Origin of the sequence: Citrobacter sp. JGM124, assembly GCF_018257795.1 — a bacterium.
Classification (GTDB): Bacteria; Pseudomonadota; Gammaproteobacteria; order Enterobacterales; family Enterobacteriaceae; genus JGM124.
Genome location: NZ_JAERJD010000005.1, coordinates 257,281 through 276,655, shown reverse-complemented (window position 1 = coordinate 276,655; position 19,375 = coordinate 257,281). Strand labels below are relative to the sequence as shown.

The following is a 19,375-nucleotide window of genomic DNA, read 5'->3' as shown; positions in this document are numbered from 1 at the left end:
CCTTATATTTAATTGATGTTTAAAAATTCAAACCAACACGATAATATATTGCAACATTATCAACATCTCTGTTTCGTAAACTTTTAGGCTTTGTAATTGGCCATCCTGCCGATAATGAGGATGACAGGTACTTCTGATTCAGCTTTAACCCTACAGAGCCACCAGAGATAAATTCTCCTTCGCAACTATTTACATACTTGCTGCAATTATTTTTGACATAACCGACATCATATCCGACAAAAGGAACTATACTCACCCCGCTAAATTTATTTATATAAACTGGAAATTTCACTGTGTTTGAAATATAACCACCTTTATTACCTGAAATTGAATCTTCTTTAAAACCCCTAACCGAGTATTCATCACCAATGGAAATATTTTGATCACTCACCAGAACATCTTTCGAATACTGAAAAGATGCGGTCAGGTCATAATTAACACTAAAAATATCAAACTGATGGATTTTTTTAGACCAACTGAGTAACCCATTAATTTTATGAAAATCTATATCAAAACCAAGTAAATCCGGGTCATTAACCCATGCACTGCCAAACCAGGGAGTTCCCTTCGTCAAAGAAAGATCCCAATAAGTGCCGCCATCCCAAATAGTGGTTACATCATTAATACCAAAAGTGATGTTACTATAACGCTTACTGCTAACATCAATGACTAACTCATGAATTCTGTTCAAATTATTTTTAACATCTATCGATGTGTAAGCAGATAATTTATGGTTGTTATTTCTAAATAAAACACGATTTATTCTATTAGAATAACGCTCAGAGTTCCCATCACTATTATAACCACCAAAATTACCGCCGATTATTTTTTTATATTCGGAGCGATAATAAGAAGTATCAAATGACCAATAGCCTACAGGAATAGAATATGATAAGGACCATGATTTTTGTGAGTCCGATTTTTGTTTTAAATCATTATAGCCATAATAAAAGCTTAAAATATCATTAAAACCGATAAAATTATTGAGCCCCATAGTCCCACTATATTGGTTCCAGCCTGACTCTTTTCGTCCAGAGTTATTAAGTTTCAATCCTAAATTTAAAATATCATACTCCATACCTGAGAAGTTTAAATTGGAATAGCCCTCCTCATCATCCGGGATGATTTTTATTTTGGTACCATAGGAAATTCTCAATAAATTATCTAATGCCTGATCAATATCCGAGACGTTCAGCACTTCATTTTTATGGAATGGAAATGCATCATATATCCTCATTTTTTGTGATAATGTAGGATCCTTATCTTCAACAAGAGCTTTGTTAATCTTTCCCCAAAGAACCTTTAACGTTATTTTTTGTGTCCTTAAATTCCCCTCTTTGATGGTCAGTAATGTAGTTGAATATCCTTTTCCTATGTAAAAGTCAGTAAGTTCTTTAACTAACTCTAAAATATCAGATTTACCTAATTCTTTGTTTTCGAATTTTTTTATTATTGCATTTCTTTGTTTCGAGTTTGCATACTTGTCATCGTTATCAATTAAAATCTCCTTAATAAAAAACTTTCTGCCGTTTGCAACAGCAGGGTTAGAAAGTAAGTCTTCATCAACAATATTTTTATTGTTGTTCATTATTTCATTATTGATCCATTTTTCCTTGTTAACATTTTCAAGTGTACGCTCTCGGATCATTCTATCCAGCTCACGAGTCGAGTCAGACATATTTCCCGGCTCAATAGATAATGATGCCGTTGAATATAAACAAAAAAAACTCAACACTACCAACGACTTTATTTTATTTCCCATCTTAATTAATCTCTAACAAAATAAATAAACTACCTTCAATGGTACCGGATTTAATATTACGACGGTCATCTACATTCACTGCTGTTTTTAACTTTATAGGTTTATTTTCATTGGCTAAAACACTCACGTAGTTATTTACCGTTGGTGTTAGTGATATTTTTACCTTTTTATTATCCTCATCATTTAACAGTATTGATACACCCTCAGATGTCCCAGTATTTTTTAGATTTTGATTTACACTTGTTCCTATATAAGACATGCCAACAGAAGTATCCTGCTCACAGGATAATGTAAGATCAAAGTCTATATATTTTGGTGAGTATTTTATGTTTTTTAATTCATCGGCAGTGAAATTACCGAGATCAACATATTTATCTGTATCTAACAAAACACAAGATCTGGATTTTAAAATAATGTCTTCATTAAGAACTATTTTCATATACTCAGGGTTTGTGACATTCTGACTCAAATTAACAGTAGCTAATTCAGTACCTCTTCTCATCGTGCCCGTCTTAATTGTTCCTATTTTGATGAATTCAACAATAACCAAATCCTGTAACTGACATGGTGATATACATGTCCTGTTAAAGGGAAAATATTTTAAAATACTATTGCTTGACTGATTATCTGTTGCCCAGCTAATTCTTAGCCCTAAGCCAGGTATCGGTGTTCTTATGATAGTATTCTCTTTACCGGTCATGACAGAGTCAGCATACTTGCCATCCAGATTAATATGCTGATTGTTATTATTTGTGGATATTGTTAAGTTCTCACTTCTTAGATGATATGTGTGTGATGAGAAAGTATATCCTTCAGATTGATTATGATAATCAGTTATATTAACATTGCTAACATAAAAAGTTTCACGATAATCAGCATAGCTAACACCAGAAAATAAAAACATCATCATTATTAATAAAATATTTCGCATGGCTAACTCTTTATATTAAACGCAATCAGCATTGATAATTGAACTAGAAGCATCAGGATTTGCTTTTAATTTAATCTTACATTTATAATCTTTGCTATCTTTACTCCAATTAATACCTAACTCTTTATTTTCTTCATAGCCTTGAGGTAATAAAACAAAACCGCTTTGATCCGCTATACCTAAAACATTATTTTTATCATCCATAACCTTAGCACCAAATGGTATATCATAACTCGCACTATGTATCTTAATGATATTCTTACCTATTTTGTTTACTTTGAATTCAACCAATGGAGATGAACCATTGTCTGGAATAACTAACAATCTATTCTCTTCAACTTCTGACATGTTTTTACTTTTCTTTGAGTCTAATGTAATATAATTTTTTTTGTAGGGTGACATATATGGCACAATACCATAACCACTGGAGTTTATTTTTATATTACTATTTGATGCTATATTTATATCTTCTGCACCAATAGCTTTGACAATAGCAAATGTTTTCCCTAATTCACTTGCGCTGGTAATCCCCCCATCATGTAGCACTATTGCTCCATTTATATTTCCGTAAATCATCTCACTATTTTCATTTTTAGAGTAGCCAGCTTGCTTTGTATTTCTTCCATTGTTGTAACTCAGTGAACCACCATTGCCAAAACTATTTACAGTCCCCCTGTCCATCCAAAAATTATAATTTGCCTCATCCAGAGATTTATCATTACTAACTAAGGAAACACGAGTGTTATGGCTATCTGCATAATTAATGTATGATGAAGTTAAGTTTAAATTTTTCTTTTTAGTTTCTAATGGAATATCTAAACTTATAGAAAAGGTATTATCTAATTTATTATCTCTATTCCTGTATGAGAAAAATGATATATTATAACTTAATTTACCAATATTATTATTATAACTAAGTGAATAACCATAAGTATCTGCACCACTGCCCTTCCAGGGGGTGGTGTAATACCCAGAGGCAGAAATGCCACCATAATTTTCTGGTAGTGATTTCCTTAATGATAAATTACTAACCTGTCTATTTTGATAGTTATCATAGCTTCTGTTAATATTATAGCTATATTTATTAGCCATGAAATCACTTAATTCAAAATAGTTCTTATCTAAATAACGGGTTACAGACAGGGATAAGTTAGCATCAATCAATGATATATCTTCTTCGTAATTCAGTACGATTTTATCATCGCAAAAAAGACCACAAGAAGAACCTTCAGTCATTTTTTCATCTGAGAATGATCGATAGTACTCTAAAGAAACCCCTCCTATTTTCGTATTCAATGTTCCGCCAATCATCGCCTGGGCGTAGTCATTAGGATAGATAGATTGTAAACCACTATACATGGTTAGATTATTGTTAATACCATACTTGATATCAGCTTGTGTAAGCCAATAGTTTCCAGGATACATAGAATCTAATGAACCAATATTTAAGCTATATTCATAGCTTCCGGGTCTTATCAGACTGGATATTGTTGAGATCGGAATCTCTTGCACCGTTCTGGCACCATCAGCACCAGTTAGAATAACATTTAAATATCCATTACCATAAGTCCTGGGAAGATCTTGAATATTATACTCACCAGCAGGAATGTTTTTCTCATATATGACCCTGCCATTATATTCAACACTCAATAATGAAGGTGAACTGGCTACACCTCTGATTGATGGTGCAAAGCCAGATAATGATGTAGCATTCATCCTGTTATCACTGGATAATTTTACCCCTCGATATTTCACCCAGTTAAAATAATCACCATTCGTATTTATTTCACCCACTGTTAAATTAGATTTAATACTAGCAATTGAATTTTCAGCAAATAAATCATAAAATTTATTCTTCATAGTGCTATTATTCCTTGCTGACAAAGAATTATTGCCATAGATACGCCATGAATATAAATTCAAATGCTGCTGGAAATATCCATTATAAGAGTATGTATTATCATAGTTTTTCTCTCTTATACTGGTCATATTCATATTGTATTTTAATGCATAACTATTCACACCTCTATCCCATTGCGATGGATAAATATAATCATCACTTTTAGATGATAAATATATTTGAGGGATATTGACATCTAACCTTTCATCATCAGGATCTAGTGTTGCATATGCCCCATCAAGTATATTTTCAATAAAAAAACATTCAGATGACATGCCGCCAATGAATTTCAGCTTGTCATAGTCAAGGTTAAACTTAGATATATCCTGCTGACTAAAACAGGGTGCAAGACTGTCTTTATACTGCTTGAACTCAATGTTTTCGGTACTAATTTTCTTACCATTAACATAGACTAAAACATAATGTCTTCCGGGCTTAATCATATCATCGAGATCTATTTTTTCGTTATGACCCAGATATGTTAAAAACTCAGTTTTGAAAATTTCATTTTCACTAGTGAATCCCGTTATTGGTAAAAAAAACAGTATAAATATGATATTTTTATTCAGCTTCATGTTAGATTAATTTCTTTTGATATATATGTACCAAGATCATCTATATATGAATATTCAACTATTATATTTCTTTTATTAGACATCTCCTTTGTGATTTTATATTTAGTCTCACTAAATGGTGCTATGGCACTCGAGTCTAGTTTAATTGGGATATTATTTTTTAATGCCAGCTTACCCAAACTGACATAAATCGGACTGTTATTTTTGGCGACTAAATAAATATCTTTACCTATTCTTTGGATTCCCCAACTCAATTTCTCAGCAGCTTCTGCTCTTGTAATTTCAATATTTTCTGGCATATAAAAAAATTTCATTTTGGTATGCACTGCAATATTTAAAGAGTTATTTCCATTTTCATTTTTTTGAGGAATATCTAAAAAATTCATCCATAACATAGTTTCTCTATCTTTAGGATAAAGTTTTTTTATTTCATCTGTGCCTATAATCCTTACAATCTTAGACCTTCCTGACTTTACTTTAAACATGGGTTGTGCGATGATAAACCCAGTGTCTTTAATTCTGTCATTAGCGTCGTCCTGAGATAACCAAACTTGTATTAACGCAGTTTTTATTCCAATATTATTAACCTCAACCGTTTGTTCATTCTCTGACTCTTCTAAAATAACCCTTGTTGTATTCATCTGTATTGTTCCCAATGCTGACAAAGGAATTAATAAAAATAAAACAGTTATTATTTTTTTCATTTAGGTTGCTTTTTTAAATTTAAAATATGAGTAGAATAGTAATTCATTGGAAGGACTTCATGATGTGTAGCATGAAGTCCTTTTTTTTATGGGTACACTACACTATAATAGATGTTACCCTCGACTTCCCCTCCAGTGACACTGGCAGCCGTTGAGACATATTGCACACCAAAATTGAAAATTGTCTCTGTGTCGTTCTCCCCACGGTTTTTAGTCGGTGAAGTATCATTAGTCGTGGTGAAATCAAAAGGATTCTTGTTTTCATCACTAATGACTAACTGGACATTTTTAGCTCCAGCTGCAGTTGTGTTTGTATTTTTAAGATATCCGGTCTTAGCATCGATAAAACCATTACTACTAATTCTTTCAAACTTAATCGCATAACCATTACCTGGCTTACAATTATCACCTTTTAACTTGATAAAAAAGTCAGTATCTCCTGCCTTTTCTCCCACAGATTTAAAAGCCATTGAGGAGACAGTAGGTAACGTTACAACAAAATCAGGGCTATTTGTTTCCGTACCATTAGTATTACCCCCGCTGATCTCACAAGTGGCAGCGCTTATTTTTCCGTGAAATGTTATTTGCCCATCATAAGCATGTGCCATACTCACGCTTGATAGCATCCCTCCGCTGATAATGACTATCGATGATAATATGCTCTTCTTCAGTTTAGATATATACTTCATTTTACCCTTATGATGACAGTAGGTTAATAGTGAATTTAAAATCATTGAAAAAAGACAATACGATGCCACTCTCATTATTGAATAATGAATGAGCAATCTAAAAGTATCTTTTTAATTTTAATGTATAAATACAATGCATTTATACATATAAGTACTCTTGTATTAGCACCTCCTTTAGGTTAACGTTATATGACTGGCTTGCTGTTACTCCCCTCACTCTGTGAAATAAATGTTATCAAAAAGAAAATTTCTTTATTCATGATTAGAATAATGGAGTTAGTGCCATGAAAAAATCACAGATCATTAACTAAACCACTCATTTGTTTTTATAAAAACCAATTTAATTTCAGGATAAATTCAATATTATTGAAGTACAAAAACACAGTCTGATTTTATACGTAATTCTTTCTGCTTATGCCCTTTAATGACTGAAGTACCCCGCCAGTTCCTCCTTGAATAGATAAACACTGCCTCACCCAAAAAATATCCTTGTGACCTTAGATTTTATATTTCGCACGTCACTGTACTGTAAGACTTTTTTTCCGTAAGACCCATATAACACTGCCCGTATTCAATGAAAAAATTTATATTTAATACATGCATTCAGAAACTTCATGAAATTATTAAGATTTTATATTCCATTATTCAGCAGTAGAATCCGAATAATTCCTATAATTAGTATCAAGACCGTTGTCGCCCTATTTAATTTAAACCACCTATTGGCCTCTGCCTTAATTCAGTATCAGAGAACCTTCTGCTTGTCCTGTCAGAACGCTATTGTAACTGTCTCTGGAATTATATACATTTCCTGCCCAATAGCGTTTTAGCAGTCTTACAGGCTAGCTTCAGGTATTCTTTCCTGTGAGCTACATCGGCGGCGATCATATTGTAGGGGAATAATAGTTCAGCCAGAATACTGGCTTTTCATTCGGGGAAAATGCGCATGATTGTGTCACTTCGTTACCCTCTGGCTGAAGTTTTCAGAGAGGTGACAGCTATCGTCGTACTGAGGAATATGACCCACCTTCGCTCTATGGCAGTTACCGTGATAGTCACGAAGTGATACTTATATCTACAGCTTTGGCTTTTCCCTGCACATCTAAATAGAATACTATTATCCCTTGTTTACCGATGAAAAATATTTTTTCATCCGCCGACAGTCTGAATTATACCAAGCTCCAGCATGGGAGCTTTATCCATGTTATCCAGTTGCTGCCCGTCTCTATTTACGCTGCTTACTGATACTCTCAGTCATTATGTCTCTGAGGTGTCAGGTTAATTCTGTTGACGATATCGAAAAGTATTAACTCCCATCACATAAATGGTCAAACTGTCACCAGCTCGTATCACGCGGTTGTCACCCATGATGAATTGAAGTCATCGACGTAATCCGCTCTCAACTCAGAATATTCAGGTATTCCTTCTCTCTGAGAGAGAGTCAGTAGTGATCATGTTTTAGGGGATAATAGTTCAGCCAGAATGCTGGCTTTTCGTTCGGGGAAATGCGCACGATTCGTCACTCCGTTATCCTCTGACAGAGGTTTTCAGAATGGTGACAATTCTCGTTGTACTGAGGAATATGACCTACCTTCGCCCTATGACAGTTACCGCGATAGTCACGAAGTGATACTTATATCTACAGCTTTGGCTCTTCCCTGAACATCTAAATAGAACGCTATCTATCCCTTAATTTACTGATGAAAAATACTTTTATCATCAGCTGACAGTCTGGATTATACCGAAGCTCCAGCATGTGGAGCTCCATCCATGTTATCCAGTTACTGCCTGTCTCTATTTACGCTGTTCACTGACACTCTCAGTCATTGTGTATCGGAGTATCAGACTAACCTTCCTGGTTATATCAAAAAATGTTAATTTTTGCTGCGGGAAATAATTACACTTTAACCGTTACGTGTCAACACAGTTGTCACTCACAATTAATTGGAGCCGTCTGTGTATTCTGCTCTTAACTTAAATTCAGGATAAACACGACCTCAGGTAGTTCATCTTTTGTATTTCCTGAAAAATATCTCGATATACTTTCTGGCACTTTATTTATTTGATGAAAATATACTTAACGTTATACAGAGTTCAGCCAATGGATTTGGCTAAGTTTAAATAATAAAATTTTACTTCATATTTTTTTAATTTTTCAAACATATTTGAAAGAATACTGTTCTATCTATCCCCTGCCAGGATTGCTGTGTGCTTGTAAAGCTAACAATCCCGCTGGGAATATCATTAAGGATATGTAAAAAAAGTCTAATGTTTTTTACTTTAGGTCACAAAAAAAATCACAAGACAGAGTTATGGTTTTTTTTGTCAGGAACACTGACTTATATATATGATATATCTACATCACTTGACATTCATAAACATATAATCACATCCACGATGACAGATGTTTCAACCCTCTTCTCTGTGGCCATCTTGATAAGCTTGTTATTTTTATATAAAAATCAATCAGATATAAAATTGACATGTGTTGATTGTTTCATTTTAACTTTACCTCTGCTTTTAATTCTTAAGGTGAGATTTCAGTCAGAGTTAAAAAAAACGGATGCTATTAATCGTACTTCTTCACCGGCTTTTATTACAAAAATTTCGCAGTTTTTCATCGTTAACATTAAAAACTTAATTATCGATGCAATACTTGAAAATGGCTATAATACTCCACAATCTCCAGAGCAGGCTGGACAGAACTGCCCGCATTACCACTATTGAAATAAAGACAAAATGAGTGAAAATAAATATAACTTAAGTGTGATGAACGCATGGCGGGTTTATCAAGAATAATATTATTTAGCCTTATTTCCTTTCGAAGACAACACATCATAATCAGTATTAAATTAGTTTTTTCTATTATAAAAAATTTATTTCTTATACGAGGAATACATACTTCATTGGTTCAATGAATGGGCTTTACGTGATATTTTTTTATTATTCCAGACAAGTAAACAGGCTCAACGGAACGTCCCGATAAGCGATAACAGCTATCCAGGCAATGCGGAGAGCATCATCCCTCTAAACAGGCTTCTCAGTAGTCTCTCTGCCCGTCTTATTTCAAGTGCAGAAGTGCTGGATTTTCTCTTTTTGCCCAGTAACTTACCTGAATAAGAACCTGGTTATTTACTGCAGCGTCGCCCCCAGAAATATCACGCATTCAAGCGATATAGATTCAGTGACGAATTATGCCGCTCTACGGTAGCTATTAAGCCAGCCTTACATATAAAAACAAAAAATTTACTGGACATTACATATCAATAAAATGTCATCTAAAGCTAAAAAGAGGCAATATTGAATGCCACAAATAAAAATAATACATTGATTATCAATGGAATAAATGAATAACAGGCGGTGTAAGACAAGCGGGGTAAAGATGGAAGGAGAGGGGCAGTCGCCGGACTGCTTTTCAGGGGAATCTCATAGAAAGCGCGTATGCCCCCTCTCCAGGCTGGACTCAGGTCAGATACTGAATGAAGAACCGCATCCACAAGTGCTGGTTGCATTCGGGTTCGTCACAACGAAACGTGACCCTTCCAGGCCTTCGCTGTAATCTACCGAACCCCCGACCAGATACTGCAGGCTCATAGGGTCAACCACCAGGGCAACACCTTGTTTTTCAATGGTCATGTCACCTTCGTTTATCTGATCGTCAAAGGTAAAACCATACTGAAAACCGCTGCATCCGCCACCGGTAATGTAAACACGCAACTTCAGATTAGGATTATCTTCATCGGAAATCAGGCTTTTTACTTTATTTGCTGCTGCTTCTGTAAACTGCAGGGGCAGCGCTGCGTCATCACTCATTTTTTGCTCCAAACAATGAACAAGCCGGGCCAAAAATGCCCCGTGCTTTGTGTAATATTATCCAATACCCTGGTAAATCGTTCAAGTATTCCGCTCTACTGATGCTTCAGCCGCAGGAGTCAGAGAGGCGGCATGTGCTTTACTGGCTTCTTGTTTGGCCAGTGTTCTTGCCAGGATTTGAGAGTATAACGGTTTTCCGCCAAGAAGCTGTGCGAATAATGTCGCACCAACGCTGGTTACAATCATGGGCAAAATAAGCTGATAATTACCGGTCATTTCCAGAACCAGCGCGATAGCGGTCAGTGGCGCGCGCAAGGTGGCTGACAACAACGCCCCCATTCCCGCCAAAGCAAAAACGCCCATGGGTAAATGATACTCTGGTAACCACATAGTGCATAGGGTTCCATATGTCATTCCAAGTAAAGTCCCCAGAGCAAGAATCGGGGCAAAAATTCCTCCGGGTGCGCCAGAAGAAAAGCACAACAGGCTGATAACAAGACGGGCCGCGAATAAGATAACCAGCATACTCAGGCTATAGTTTCCAGCCGTCGCAATAGGGATCATATTGAACCCACCGCCCACCGTCGCACTCTGTGCAAGCGCCAGCACCCCACACAGACCACCAATCAGGCCACCAATCAACACCCATTTAGTAGTATTACCACCATGAATGCGCTGAAACATATCCTGTACACCCAGCACGAGACGGTTAAACACCACGCCCAGAATACCAATTACCATACCCATCACCAGATAAAGCCAGAGTGTATTCAGCGCAACATCACCAACCATCCCTAAATCAATCAAAATCAGACTGGAATTAAAATACCGATAAACGACGGTCGACATAATAACGCCAATAAAAACAGCCTTAATTGAGACAAAATTGTAATGAAACTGGGTGCGCATCTCCTCAATAACGAAAAAGATACCCGCCAGGGGGGCATTGAAGGCCGCAGCCAGTCCGGCCCCCGCTCCCGTTGCCACAAGGGAATGACGAACTTCTGGTTTACGCAGACGAAACAAATCAAACACCATCTGACCGAAGCTTCCCCCAAGTTGTACTGTCGGCCCTTCACGCCCCAGTACCATCCCTGCTCCCAGGGTTCCCATCCCGCCAAAAAATTTCACCGGGATGACTCGCCACCAGCGTACCGGACGCACGCCTTCTAACGCACCTTCAATTTCAGGTATCCCAGACCCCCCTGCCTCTGGCGCAAAACGCCGTACCAGATAATAACCAAGCATCGCTAATGATGCCGATGCCAGAAAGGCCATAGGCCAGACAGTCCAGGCATCATCAGCCACTTCCGCCAGCATACCAATACGGTATTGTTGTACCCAATTGACGGCTTTATCAAACCCGACACCAGCCAGACCGGCCAGAGTACCAACAAGAGCTGCCAGCAACAGTGTCGGGACAGGCATGTCCTCCATACCAAATAAACGACGTAGAATAACCTTGCTACGTTCAAGGGCGCTATACTGTTCTGGGGCGTTAGAATTTGCTGAATTCATGGGTCTCAGTCATATAAAATGGCAAGAAAGGTATCTATCTTACCTGTTGATTAAGTGAACGTCCTATGAATATAACGGAATATCGTTCAGGACCCACGGCGTCAAATATTTCACCTCGTTCACCGTTTCACATAGACTATGCCCGTTATTCCCTATTTCCGAGTCAGGAGCCTATTCATGAGTCAGTCTGAAAGCTTGTACACCGCCGCCCGCCAGGTCATTCCCGGTGGCGTTAATTCACCAGTACGAGCCTTTACCGGCGTTGGTGGCGTACCGCTATTTATTGAACGCGCAGATGGAGCCTATCTCTTTGACGTAGAAGGCAAGGCCTACATTGATTATGTGGGTTCCTGGGGGCCGATGATACTGGGACATAACCACCCGGCGATTCGTAGTGCCGTCATTGAGGCGGTCAGCCGTGGTTTAAGTTTTGGTGCTCCGACCGAAATGGAAGTCAAAATGGCCGAGCTGGTCACTGAACTGGTGCCCACCATGGATATGGTACGTATGGTCAACTCCGGCACTGAAGCCACCATGAGCGCCATTCGACTGGCCCGTGGATTCACTGGCCGGGACAAAATCATCAAATTTGAAGGTTGTTACCACGGTCACGCAGACTGCTTACTGGTCAAAGCCGGTTCAGGTGCACTTACACTGGGTCAGCCAAACTCACCAGGTGTGCCCGCTGACTTTGCTAAACATACCCTGACCTGTACCTATAATGATCTCGCCTCTGTACGTGAAGCTTTTACTCGCTACCCTGAAGAGATTGCCTGCATCATCGTAGAACCTGTGGCCGGTAATATGAACTGCATCCCACCGAATGATGGTTTCCTGCAAGGCTTACGTTCCCTGTGTGATGAGTTCGGTGCTTTGTTAATCATCGACGAAGTGATGACCGGTTTTCGTGTCGCCCTGGCAGGTGCTCAGGACTATTACGGCGTTGAACCTGACCTGACTTGTTTAGGAAAAATTATCGGTGGCGGTATGCCAGTGGGTGCTTTTGGGGGCCGTCGTGACATTATGGAAGCCCTGGCGCCTGTTGGCCCGGTCTACCAGGCTGGGACCCTTTCTGGTAATCCTATCGCTATGGCTGCGGGTTATGCCTGTCTCAATGAAATTACCCAGCCAGGAATTTATGAAACGCTAACCGAACTGACAGATATGCTGGCGGAAGGATTACTGGATGCTGCTAAAGAAGCGGGTATTCCAATGGTCATCAACCATGTGGGCGGCATGTTCGGTCTCTTCTTTACCGATGCACCTGCCGTGACCAGCTATAAAGATGTCATGGCCTGCGATGTTGAACGCTTCAAGCGTTTCTTTCATCAGATGCTGGATCAAGGCGTCTACTTGGCACCATCAGCCTTCGAGGCAGGTTTCATGTCAGTGGCCCATTCACCAGAAGACATTCAAAAAACCATTGATGCCGCTCGTGTGGCATTTGCCCAATTATAGGCATCATAAATAAGCCGTCCCTCCTGAAGAGGGACGGTTGTTTAACGACTCTGCTTTCTCAGCAAGTAAATAAAGTAAGGCGCACCAATAAAGGTGGCTAACAACCCCGCCGGCACTTGGTTCGGGAACATCATCATCCTGCCGCACCAGTCGGCCAGCATCATCAGTAACCCACCCAGTATTCCTGAAATAACAATCTGCGGCACAGCCCGGCGGAAACCGAGCATGCTGGCAATATGGGGAGCCATTAAACCCACAAAACTCAGCGGCCCAATAATCAGTGTTGCCGCCGCCGTTAACGTGGCAGCCAGCAGCAATACCAGTAATTGAGAAGATGTCACTGCCATACCCACCGCGCTGGCTGTTGCCCGGCCGAGTGGTAAAATCACCAGCCAGCGCCGACAAAGGGGCAGGATAGCGAACAGAACCACCATCACCCCTAAGGTTTGAAGGGCTTGGGTACTACTGACATGATATGTCGAACCAGAAATCCAGGTCAGAATTGAAGACATACGAGGATCACCACTCGCCATCATCAACATCAGTAACATCATAAATGCAGTACTTAATGCGATCCCTGCCAGCAACATGCGTTGGGGAGAAAAGCCCCCCCTGCCCGCTGAAATCACAATGATCAGTAAGGTGACTGCCGCCCCAAGGCTACCCGCGGGTAACATCCAGCCGAAGGCATTCCCTGGCACGAAGAATAGCATCAGCACGACACCAAATGCCGCCCCCGAGCTAATGCCCAGCACCTCAGGGCTTGCCATGGCATTACCTGTCAAGCGCTGAATCAAACATCCTGCCACTGCCAGCATGATACCCGCAGTCATCGCTGCCAGCACTCGTGGCCAGCGCCAGGGCATGACATCATCAAACAAGGTGGCACTTATCCAGTCAAAGCCCTGTTCATTACGGCCCAGCGACAGGGCAACCGCGGAAGTGATGAGTAACAGAATCAAGCCACAGACTGCCCACGTATAAAATGCCTGCCGTTCCGGCGGGACATTATCGCCGCTCTCCATGGATGGCATGCTGTAGGTACGCAGACGGGGTAATAACCAGAGTAAAATCGGTGCGCCCATCAGAGCGGTAATAGTTCCGGTAGAGATTTCACGCCAGAAACTGGCTAACCAGATAACCACCTGATCAGAGAGCCAGAGGATCAATGCCCCTATTAGCGGGGCTAAAAACAACCGTTGAACCAGACGACGAGCCCCCAGCATTTTTGCCAGTAAAGGGGCAAACAGACCAATGAATCCCACTATTCCGACGGCACTGACTAACTGCGCGCTGAGAATAATCGCCAGGCTCAGTATTCCCAGACGGGCCAGAGACAACGCCAGCCCTAAATTACGGGCAACACCATCATCCAGCCCCATCAATGTGAGTGGGCGCAGCAGTAGCAGGGTTAAGATAAATCCCCCGAACAGGCGTGGCCACAGGGTCTGAACACTGCCCCAGTCTTGCTGGTTAAGTGACCCCGTACCCCAGAGGAACATATTCTGTAACTGGTCATAATTGAAAATTGCCAGTAACTGGTTAACCGCACCGCAATAGAGGCTCAGTACTAACCCGGCGAGGATTAATGTTACCGGGGAAAGACGCCGCCCCCAGGCCACGCCAAAAACCACCAGCCCCACCAGAACGGCACCGATTAATGCCACATAAGGCTGAACCGCTATCGGAAGAGCCCACAGGGTCGCTACCGTGATCCCCAACTGAGCCCCACTGGCAACGCCGAGGGTCGTTGGTTCCGCCAGCGGATTTCGTAAAACCTGCTGGAACATGACCCCTACCATCCCCAGCCCGGCCCCCACCAGCAAGGCAATACATACCCGTGGTAGCAAGCTGTAGTGAAATAGCATTTGATTAACTTCATCGGGGTCAGGGGCGCGCAGCGCCTGCACCCACTCAGCAACAGGCAATAAAGCCTGCATATTTCCCAGCGTTAGCCCCAATGCAGCGATGAATAGTATCAGTAAAAAAATTACTGACAGAAAAAACCGATGCCTTATCATGCTCGGCCTCCAAGGGCTTTATCCAGCACGTGCGTGAAGTGCATCGCCGAAAGGGTTGCGCCATAAAGCCAGACAGCAGGAATGCGCTGGAAACGCGCTTCGCGCACAAAAGGCATTGCCAGCCATAGTGGTGTGGAGGTCGCTTGTTGAATCATGGCATTATTGTTATGTTCAAGACACAACACATCCGCGCCTTTGATCTCGGCCAGTCGTTCAATACCAACAATCGCAGTCCCCCAAAAATTGGTCTCACCCTGCCAGGCATTTTCCAGTCCTAACAGATCCATGACTTGCTGAAACAGACTGTGTTTCCCCACCACCAGCACATGGCGATTATCAATAAACGCCATCAGCAGTAACGGACGCTGGCCACGTCCAGCAAAACGTGGCTTCATACTCTCAATAAAAACATCAAATTCATTGAGATGGTGTTGGGCCATATGCTGCATGCCCAGTGCCTCACCCAGCGTCATCAGTGAGCGGCGAGCCACATCCAGTGGTTTCCCTGAACCATCATTGAACGGAAACCCTATTCCTGGTGCAATCCGCTTTATTTTCTCTTCTGACGGGCCGTACCCGGCAGAATAAAGGATTAAAGAAGGCTTCAGCTGCGCCATAAACTCCAGATTAGGTTCCGTACGCAGCCCGACATCAATCACCGAATCCGGTAACTTAGGTTCATTAACCCAGACTTGGTAATTGGGAAGATCGGCCGCAGCCATCGGGGTAATACCCAATGCCATCAGCAATTCGATGGGTAGCCATTCCAGGGCAATAATACGTCGAGAATCAGGCAGGGTAGCCAATGCCGATGGCAGGTTAAATAATACCGGCGAGAGGGCTAGCGCTGCCAATAACCGACGACGTGTTAAAAGGGGCGGGGGAGAATAACGCATCAGTAGACAAAACTCACCGGTGCGGCACCCGCAGGGTGCGGCAGTATCCCCATAGGAATACCATAAATTTTTTCCAGGGTATCACTTTGCATCATCTCCACAGGTGAACCGGAGGCAATCATTTCACCACGGCGTAACGCAACAAGATTATCGCAATAGCGTGCTGCCATATTAATATCATGGAGTACGGCTATCACGGTCAGGCCTCGTTCCACACTGAGTCGATGGATTAATGCCAGCACTTCTACCTGGTGTGCAATATCCAGTGCTGAGGTGGGCTCATCCAGCAGCAAACAACGACTGTTCTGGGCCACCAACATGGCTATCCAGGCACGCTGACGCTCCCCGCCAGACAAACTGTCCACCAGTCGGTCAGAAAAAGCGCCTAATCCAACTAAGTGGATAGCTTCGTCAACCCGTTCGCGATCATCCGATCCAAAACGCCCAAGGGCACCGTGCCAGGGATAACGCCCCACTGCCACCAGCTCACGAACAGTCATCCCTTCTGCTGTGGGTAACTGCTGCGGCAAATAAGCGACCTGTCGGGCAAAGGCTTTACTGCTCCAGCTATCAAGTGGCTGATTATTGAGTTTAATACTGCCTTCTGACGCCCTTTGATGGCGTCCCAACATTTTTAGCAGGGTAGATTTCCCAGAACCATTATGACCAATAAGGCCGGTTACTTTACCAGGGGGGAACGTTAACGATAATGGTGCCAGCAACGTGCGCCCCGGAACCCGGAAAGCCACTTGTTGAAGACTAAATGTTGTCCCGGAATGAGCCTGTTTGTCCTGCATAGTGACCATCTTGTTAAAGGGCGGGGAACCCCGCCCGAAGAGAAATTAAAAACGGAATGTTGCCGTTGCTACGACCTGGCGTTCAGCACCCCAGAAGCAACCATAGCTCTCGAAGCAGCTGGCAACGTATTCGCGATTAAGTAAATTATTCACATTGAGGGCAATACTCGATCCACTCATACCAAACCGTCCCAAGTCATATTTCACCACTGCATCCATGACAGCAGCACTACCGACTTTAAAACTGTTCGCCGGATCACCAAAACTTGAACCGATGAAACGCCCGCCAGTACCCAGTGTTAAGCCACTTAACTCCCCACTGTGGAAAGTATAATCTCCCCATAATGAAGCCATATTCTTCGGTACTTGTGCGGGGGTATTACCTTTTAATTTAGTATCTGTCGTGTATTCAGCATCAGTCCATGTGTAGGAAGCGGTAACATTAACATTGAGATTTAATGCAGCTTTAGCTTCTAATTCTGCACCACGAACCCGGATCTCCCCTGCCGGGACTTGATTCACGATTGCAGTAGGATCAGGGTTTGCCATTAAATTATCAGTTTTGGTCAGCTGATAAAGCGCCCCTGTGATCACAATAGCCCGATCTTTCGGAACATATTTTACCCCAGCTTCATACTGCTCACCCTTTGAAGGTTTAAAGGCGTTACGAGGCGTACCGTAGAGATCAAATGCGTTTGGTTCAAATGACTGGCTGTAACTAAAATAGGGGGAAATACCATTATCAAACAGATAGTTAACACCACCACGCCAAGTAAACTGACTGTCCTTACGGGATACAGTGTCATTTTCTGCCCGAACAACGGTACTTTGTTTCAGCCTGTCATAGCGTCCGCCAAGTGTCACAACCCATTTATCCCATTCAGCCTGATCCTGGATATAAATACCGGTCTGATAGGTTTTATTTAGTTGATAAGGAATAGCGTCACCGAAATCAACAGACTCTAAAGGCCCTGGATTATTTAAATCCAATGGCGGGGCGCTGCCAAAAACAGCACGGATGTCATTACGCATCCGCATGTAATCTATCCCGGTTAATAAAGTATGATGAATATTATCAGTGGTAAATTTAGTTTGTAATTGCGTATCAACACTAAAATTCTGTAGTCGTTCCTCGCTGTGGGTGGTGCCCCGACCTAAGTAATCTTCTTTTTTCGCGCCAGCAGGTAAACTACTGCAAGTCCATGATGTGGTACATAGACCCGTACCATAAGCATTTTTTTCATCCACTTTCATTTCAGAAAAACGTAAATTTTGACGCAAAGTAAATGTGTCATTAAATCCGTGCTCTGCATTGTACCCCACCATTTTCTGGTTCCGGGAATACATATTGTTAGCAGCCGCCTCGTTAAAACTCACCGGTAATCGTCCACCACCGGGCAATGGATCAACCGTGCCTTCTCTTGGTAACCAACCGTAATACCCGGTGTTTGGTTCATTCTGAAAATAGGACAGTAATGTCAAAAAGCTTCTGTCGCTGGGCTGCCAGGTAAAAGCGGGAGCAATCGTATAGCGTTTCTGTTTGGCATGATCTTGTTGTTCATCATTAGAACGAGCAACTCCCGTCAGACGATAAGAGTAAATACCGTCATCATCAAGCGCATCACTAAAGTCAAATCCAGTCTGGTACAGGTTATCACTGCCCATTTTAAACTGAATTTCATGCAACGGTTCTTTGCTCGGACGTTTGCTTACCATATTCACAATCCCGCCAGGACTGCTTGTGCCGTACAGTACCGACGTTGGGCCACGCATTAGCTCAACACGTTCCAGCATATAAGGGTCTATAACCGCATCATTATAGAAATCACCCTTCAGTTTCAGGCCATCCAGATAATTATTCTGATTCAAGCCAACAGGAGCAAACCCACGGACGATAAGATAATCATAGGTATTAGAGGCACCGCGAGAGGCCACGGTCACACCTGGGCTATACCCCAGCGCCTCTTTGACTGAGCCAAATTGGTGAGTCTGCATCTCTTCATTAGTTACGACTGAAATAGACTGTGGCGTTTTTTCAATCGGGGTATCCGTTTTCGTCGCCGTGACAGCTTTCCTGGCTACGATGGTTGGCGTGGGCCCCCATGGACTTTCTACTGGAGCGCCCGTGGATGTGACGATGATGGTGTCTTCTTTCGCCGGTGTTTCAGCAGCAAAACTTGTCACGCTATAGCTGCCCAGCGCTGCGGCGACAAAGAGTGCAATCTTACGCAAAGTGCTGTGACCATGCGTACTGGGGACAAAACGGGCCATAAAACATTCCTAATGAAAAGACAAATAATAAAGCGAACGATAA

The 19,375-nt window shown here is 41.7% G+C and carries 13 protein-coding genes; 2 read left to right on the top strand and 11 right to left on the bottom strand.

What is annotated here, in order from left to right:
• Nucleotides 1–19: 19 nt before the first annotated feature.
• The 5 genes from JK154_RS09105 to JK154_RS09085 all read right to left on the bottom strand — a co-directional run bounded on the left by JK154_RS09105 (nt 20) and on the right by JK154_RS09085 (nt 6,561).
• On the bottom strand, nt 20–1,678 hold the full coding sequence (locus JK154_RS09105) for a ShlB/FhaC/HecB family hemolysin secretion/activation protein (protein ID WP_211992197.1): 1,659 nt from the start codon (nt 1,676–1,678) through the stop codon (nt 20–22).
• Nucleotides 1,679–1,763: 85 nt separating this feature from the next.
• Complete coding sequence (locus JK154_RS09100; protein ID WP_211992196.1) at nt 1,764–2,693, bottom strand: fimbrial protein; 930 nt, start codon at nt 2,691–2,693, stop codon at nt 1,764–1,766.
• A 15-nt stretch (nt 2,694–2,708) separates the two neighbouring features.
• Nucleotides 2,709–5,168: a fimbria/pilus outer membrane usher protein gene (locus JK154_RS09095; RefSeq protein ID WP_211992195.1), complete on the bottom strand. Its 2,460-nt coding sequence runs from the start codon at nt 5,166–5,168 to the stop codon at nt 2,709–2,711.
• On the bottom strand, nt 5,165–5,872 hold the full coding sequence (locus tag JK154_RS09090) for a molecular chaperone (protein ID WP_211992194.1): 708 nt from the start codon (nt 5,870–5,872) through the stop codon (nt 5,165–5,167). Before JK154_RS09090 ends, JK154_RS09095 begins: the two co-directional genes overlap by 4 nt.
• Nucleotides 5,873–5,958: 86 nt before the next feature.
• On the bottom strand, nt 5,959–6,561 hold the full coding sequence (locus tag JK154_RS09085; protein ID WP_211992193.1) for a fimbrial protein: 603 nt from the start codon (nt 6,559–6,561) through the stop codon (nt 5,959–5,961).
• 2,205 nt (nt 6,562–8,766) lie between these two features.
• On the opposite strand from JK154_RS09085, the gene JK154_RS09080 reads away from it, so the two are divergent.
• Nucleotides 8,767–9,285, top strand: a complete 519-nt coding sequence (locus JK154_RS09080) for a hypothetical protein (RefSeq protein ID WP_211992192.1) — start codon at nt 8,767–8,769, stop codon at nt 9,283–9,285.
• A gap of 741 nt (nt 9,286–10,026) precedes the next feature.
• Here the strand turns inward: JK154_RS09080 and erpA are convergent.
• Both erpA and clcA read right to left on the bottom strand, forming a co-directional pair.
• A complete protein-coding gene (erpA, locus tag JK154_RS09075; protein ID WP_211992191.1) occupies nt 10,027–10,371 on the bottom strand; it encodes an iron-sulfur cluster insertion protein ErpA in 345 nt (114 codons plus the stop codon).
• 81 nt (nt 10,372–10,452) lie between these two features.
• On the bottom strand, nt 10,453–11,889 hold the full coding sequence (gene clcA / locus JK154_RS09070) for a H(+)/Cl(-) exchange transporter ClcA (RefSeq protein ID WP_211992190.1): 1,437 nt from the start codon (nt 11,887–11,889) through the stop codon (nt 10,453–10,455).
• A 177-nt stretch (nt 11,890–12,066) separates the two neighbouring features.
• Between clcA and hemL the strand changes: the two genes are divergently transcribed.
• The gene (gene hemL, locus JK154_RS09065; RefSeq protein ID WP_211992189.1) at nt 12,067–13,347 is read left to right on the top strand and encodes a glutamate-1-semialdehyde 2,1-aminomutase; all 1,281 of its coding nucleotides are present in this window, start codon (nt 12,067–12,069) and stop codon (nt 13,345–13,347) included.
• A gap of 41 nt (nt 13,348–13,388) precedes the next feature.
• Here the strand turns inward: hemL and fhuB are convergent, their stop codons facing one another.
• From fhuB to fhuA, 4 genes are read right to left on the bottom strand one after another with little or no spacing between them, the layout of a single operon-like run.
• Entirely contained in the window at nt 13,389–15,368 is a 1,980-nt protein-coding gene (gene fhuB, locus JK154_RS09060; RefSeq protein WP_211992188.1) for a Fe(3+)-hydroxamate ABC transporter permease FhuB, read from the bottom strand.
• Nucleotides 15,365–16,264 carry a Fe(3+)-hydroxamate ABC transporter substrate-binding protein FhuD gene (gene fhuD / locus JK154_RS09055; RefSeq protein WP_211992187.1) on the bottom strand — a complete coding sequence of 300 codons (900 nt, stop codon included), beginning with the start codon at nt 16,262–16,264 and terminating at the stop codon, nt 15,365–15,367. The genes fhuB and fhuD overlap by 4 nt, the downstream gene beginning before the upstream one ends.
• Nucleotides 16,264–17,061 carry a Fe3+-hydroxamate ABC transporter ATP-binding protein FhuC gene (gene fhuC, locus JK154_RS09050; protein WP_211992186.1) on the bottom strand — a complete coding sequence of 266 codons (798 nt, stop codon included), beginning with the start codon at nt 17,059–17,061 and terminating at the stop codon, nt 16,264–16,266. The genes fhuD and fhuC overlap by 1 nt, the downstream gene beginning before the upstream one ends.
• A gap of 45 nt (nt 17,062–17,106) precedes the next feature.
• Nucleotides 17,107–19,332 carry a ferrichrome porin FhuA gene (gene fhuA, locus JK154_RS09045; protein WP_211992185.1) on the bottom strand — a complete coding sequence of 742 codons (2,226 nt, stop codon included), beginning with the start codon at nt 19,330–19,332 and terminating at the stop codon, nt 17,107–17,109.
• Between the last annotated feature and the right edge of the window lie 43 nt (nt 19,333–19,375).

Bases quoted from the DNA above. Each gene is read 5' to 3' on its own strand.
- JK154_RS09105 (WP_211992197.1), bottom strand. From the start codon at position 1,678: ATGTCTGACTCGACTCGTGAGCTGGATAGAATGATCCGAGAGCGTACA.
- JK154_RS09100 (WP_211992196.1), bottom strand. From the start codon at position 2,693: ATGCGAAATATTTTATTAATAATGATGATGTTTTTATTTTCTGGTGTT.
- JK154_RS09095 (WP_211992195.1), bottom strand. From the start codon at position 5,168: ATGAAGCTGAATAAAAATATCATATTTATACTGTTTTTTTTACCAATA.
- JK154_RS09090 (WP_211992194.1), bottom strand. From the start codon at position 5,872: ATGAAAAAAATAATAACTGTTTTATTTTTATTAATTCCTTTGTCAGCA.
- JK154_RS09085 (WP_211992193.1), bottom strand. From the start codon at position 6,561: ATGAAGTATATATCTAAACTGAAGAAGAGCATATTATCATCGATAGTC.
- erpA (WP_211992191.1), bottom strand. From the start codon at position 10,371: ATGAGTGATGACGCAGCGCTGCCCCTGCAGTTTACAGAAGCAGCAGCA.
- clcA (WP_211992190.1), bottom strand. From the start codon at position 11,889: ATGAATTCAGCAAATTCTAACGCCCCAGAACAGTATAGCGCCCTTGAA.
- hemL (WP_211992189.1), top strand. From the start codon at position 12,067: ATGAGTCAGTCTGAAAGCTTGTACACCGCCGCCCGCCAGGTCATTCCC.
- fhuB (WP_211992188.1), bottom strand. From the start codon at position 15,368: ATGATAAGGCATCGGTTTTTTCTGTCAGTAATTTTTTTACTGATACTA.
- fhuD (WP_211992187.1), bottom strand. From the start codon at position 16,264: ATGCGTTATTCTCCCCCGCCCCTTTTAACACGTCGTCGGTTATTGGCA.
- fhuC (WP_211992186.1), bottom strand. From the start codon at position 17,061: ATGCAGGACAAACAGGCTCATTCCGGGACAACATTTAGTCTTCAACAA.
- fhuA (WP_211992185.1), bottom strand. From the start codon at position 19,332: ATGGCCCGTTTTGTCCCCAGTACGCATGGTCACAGCACTTTGCGTAAG.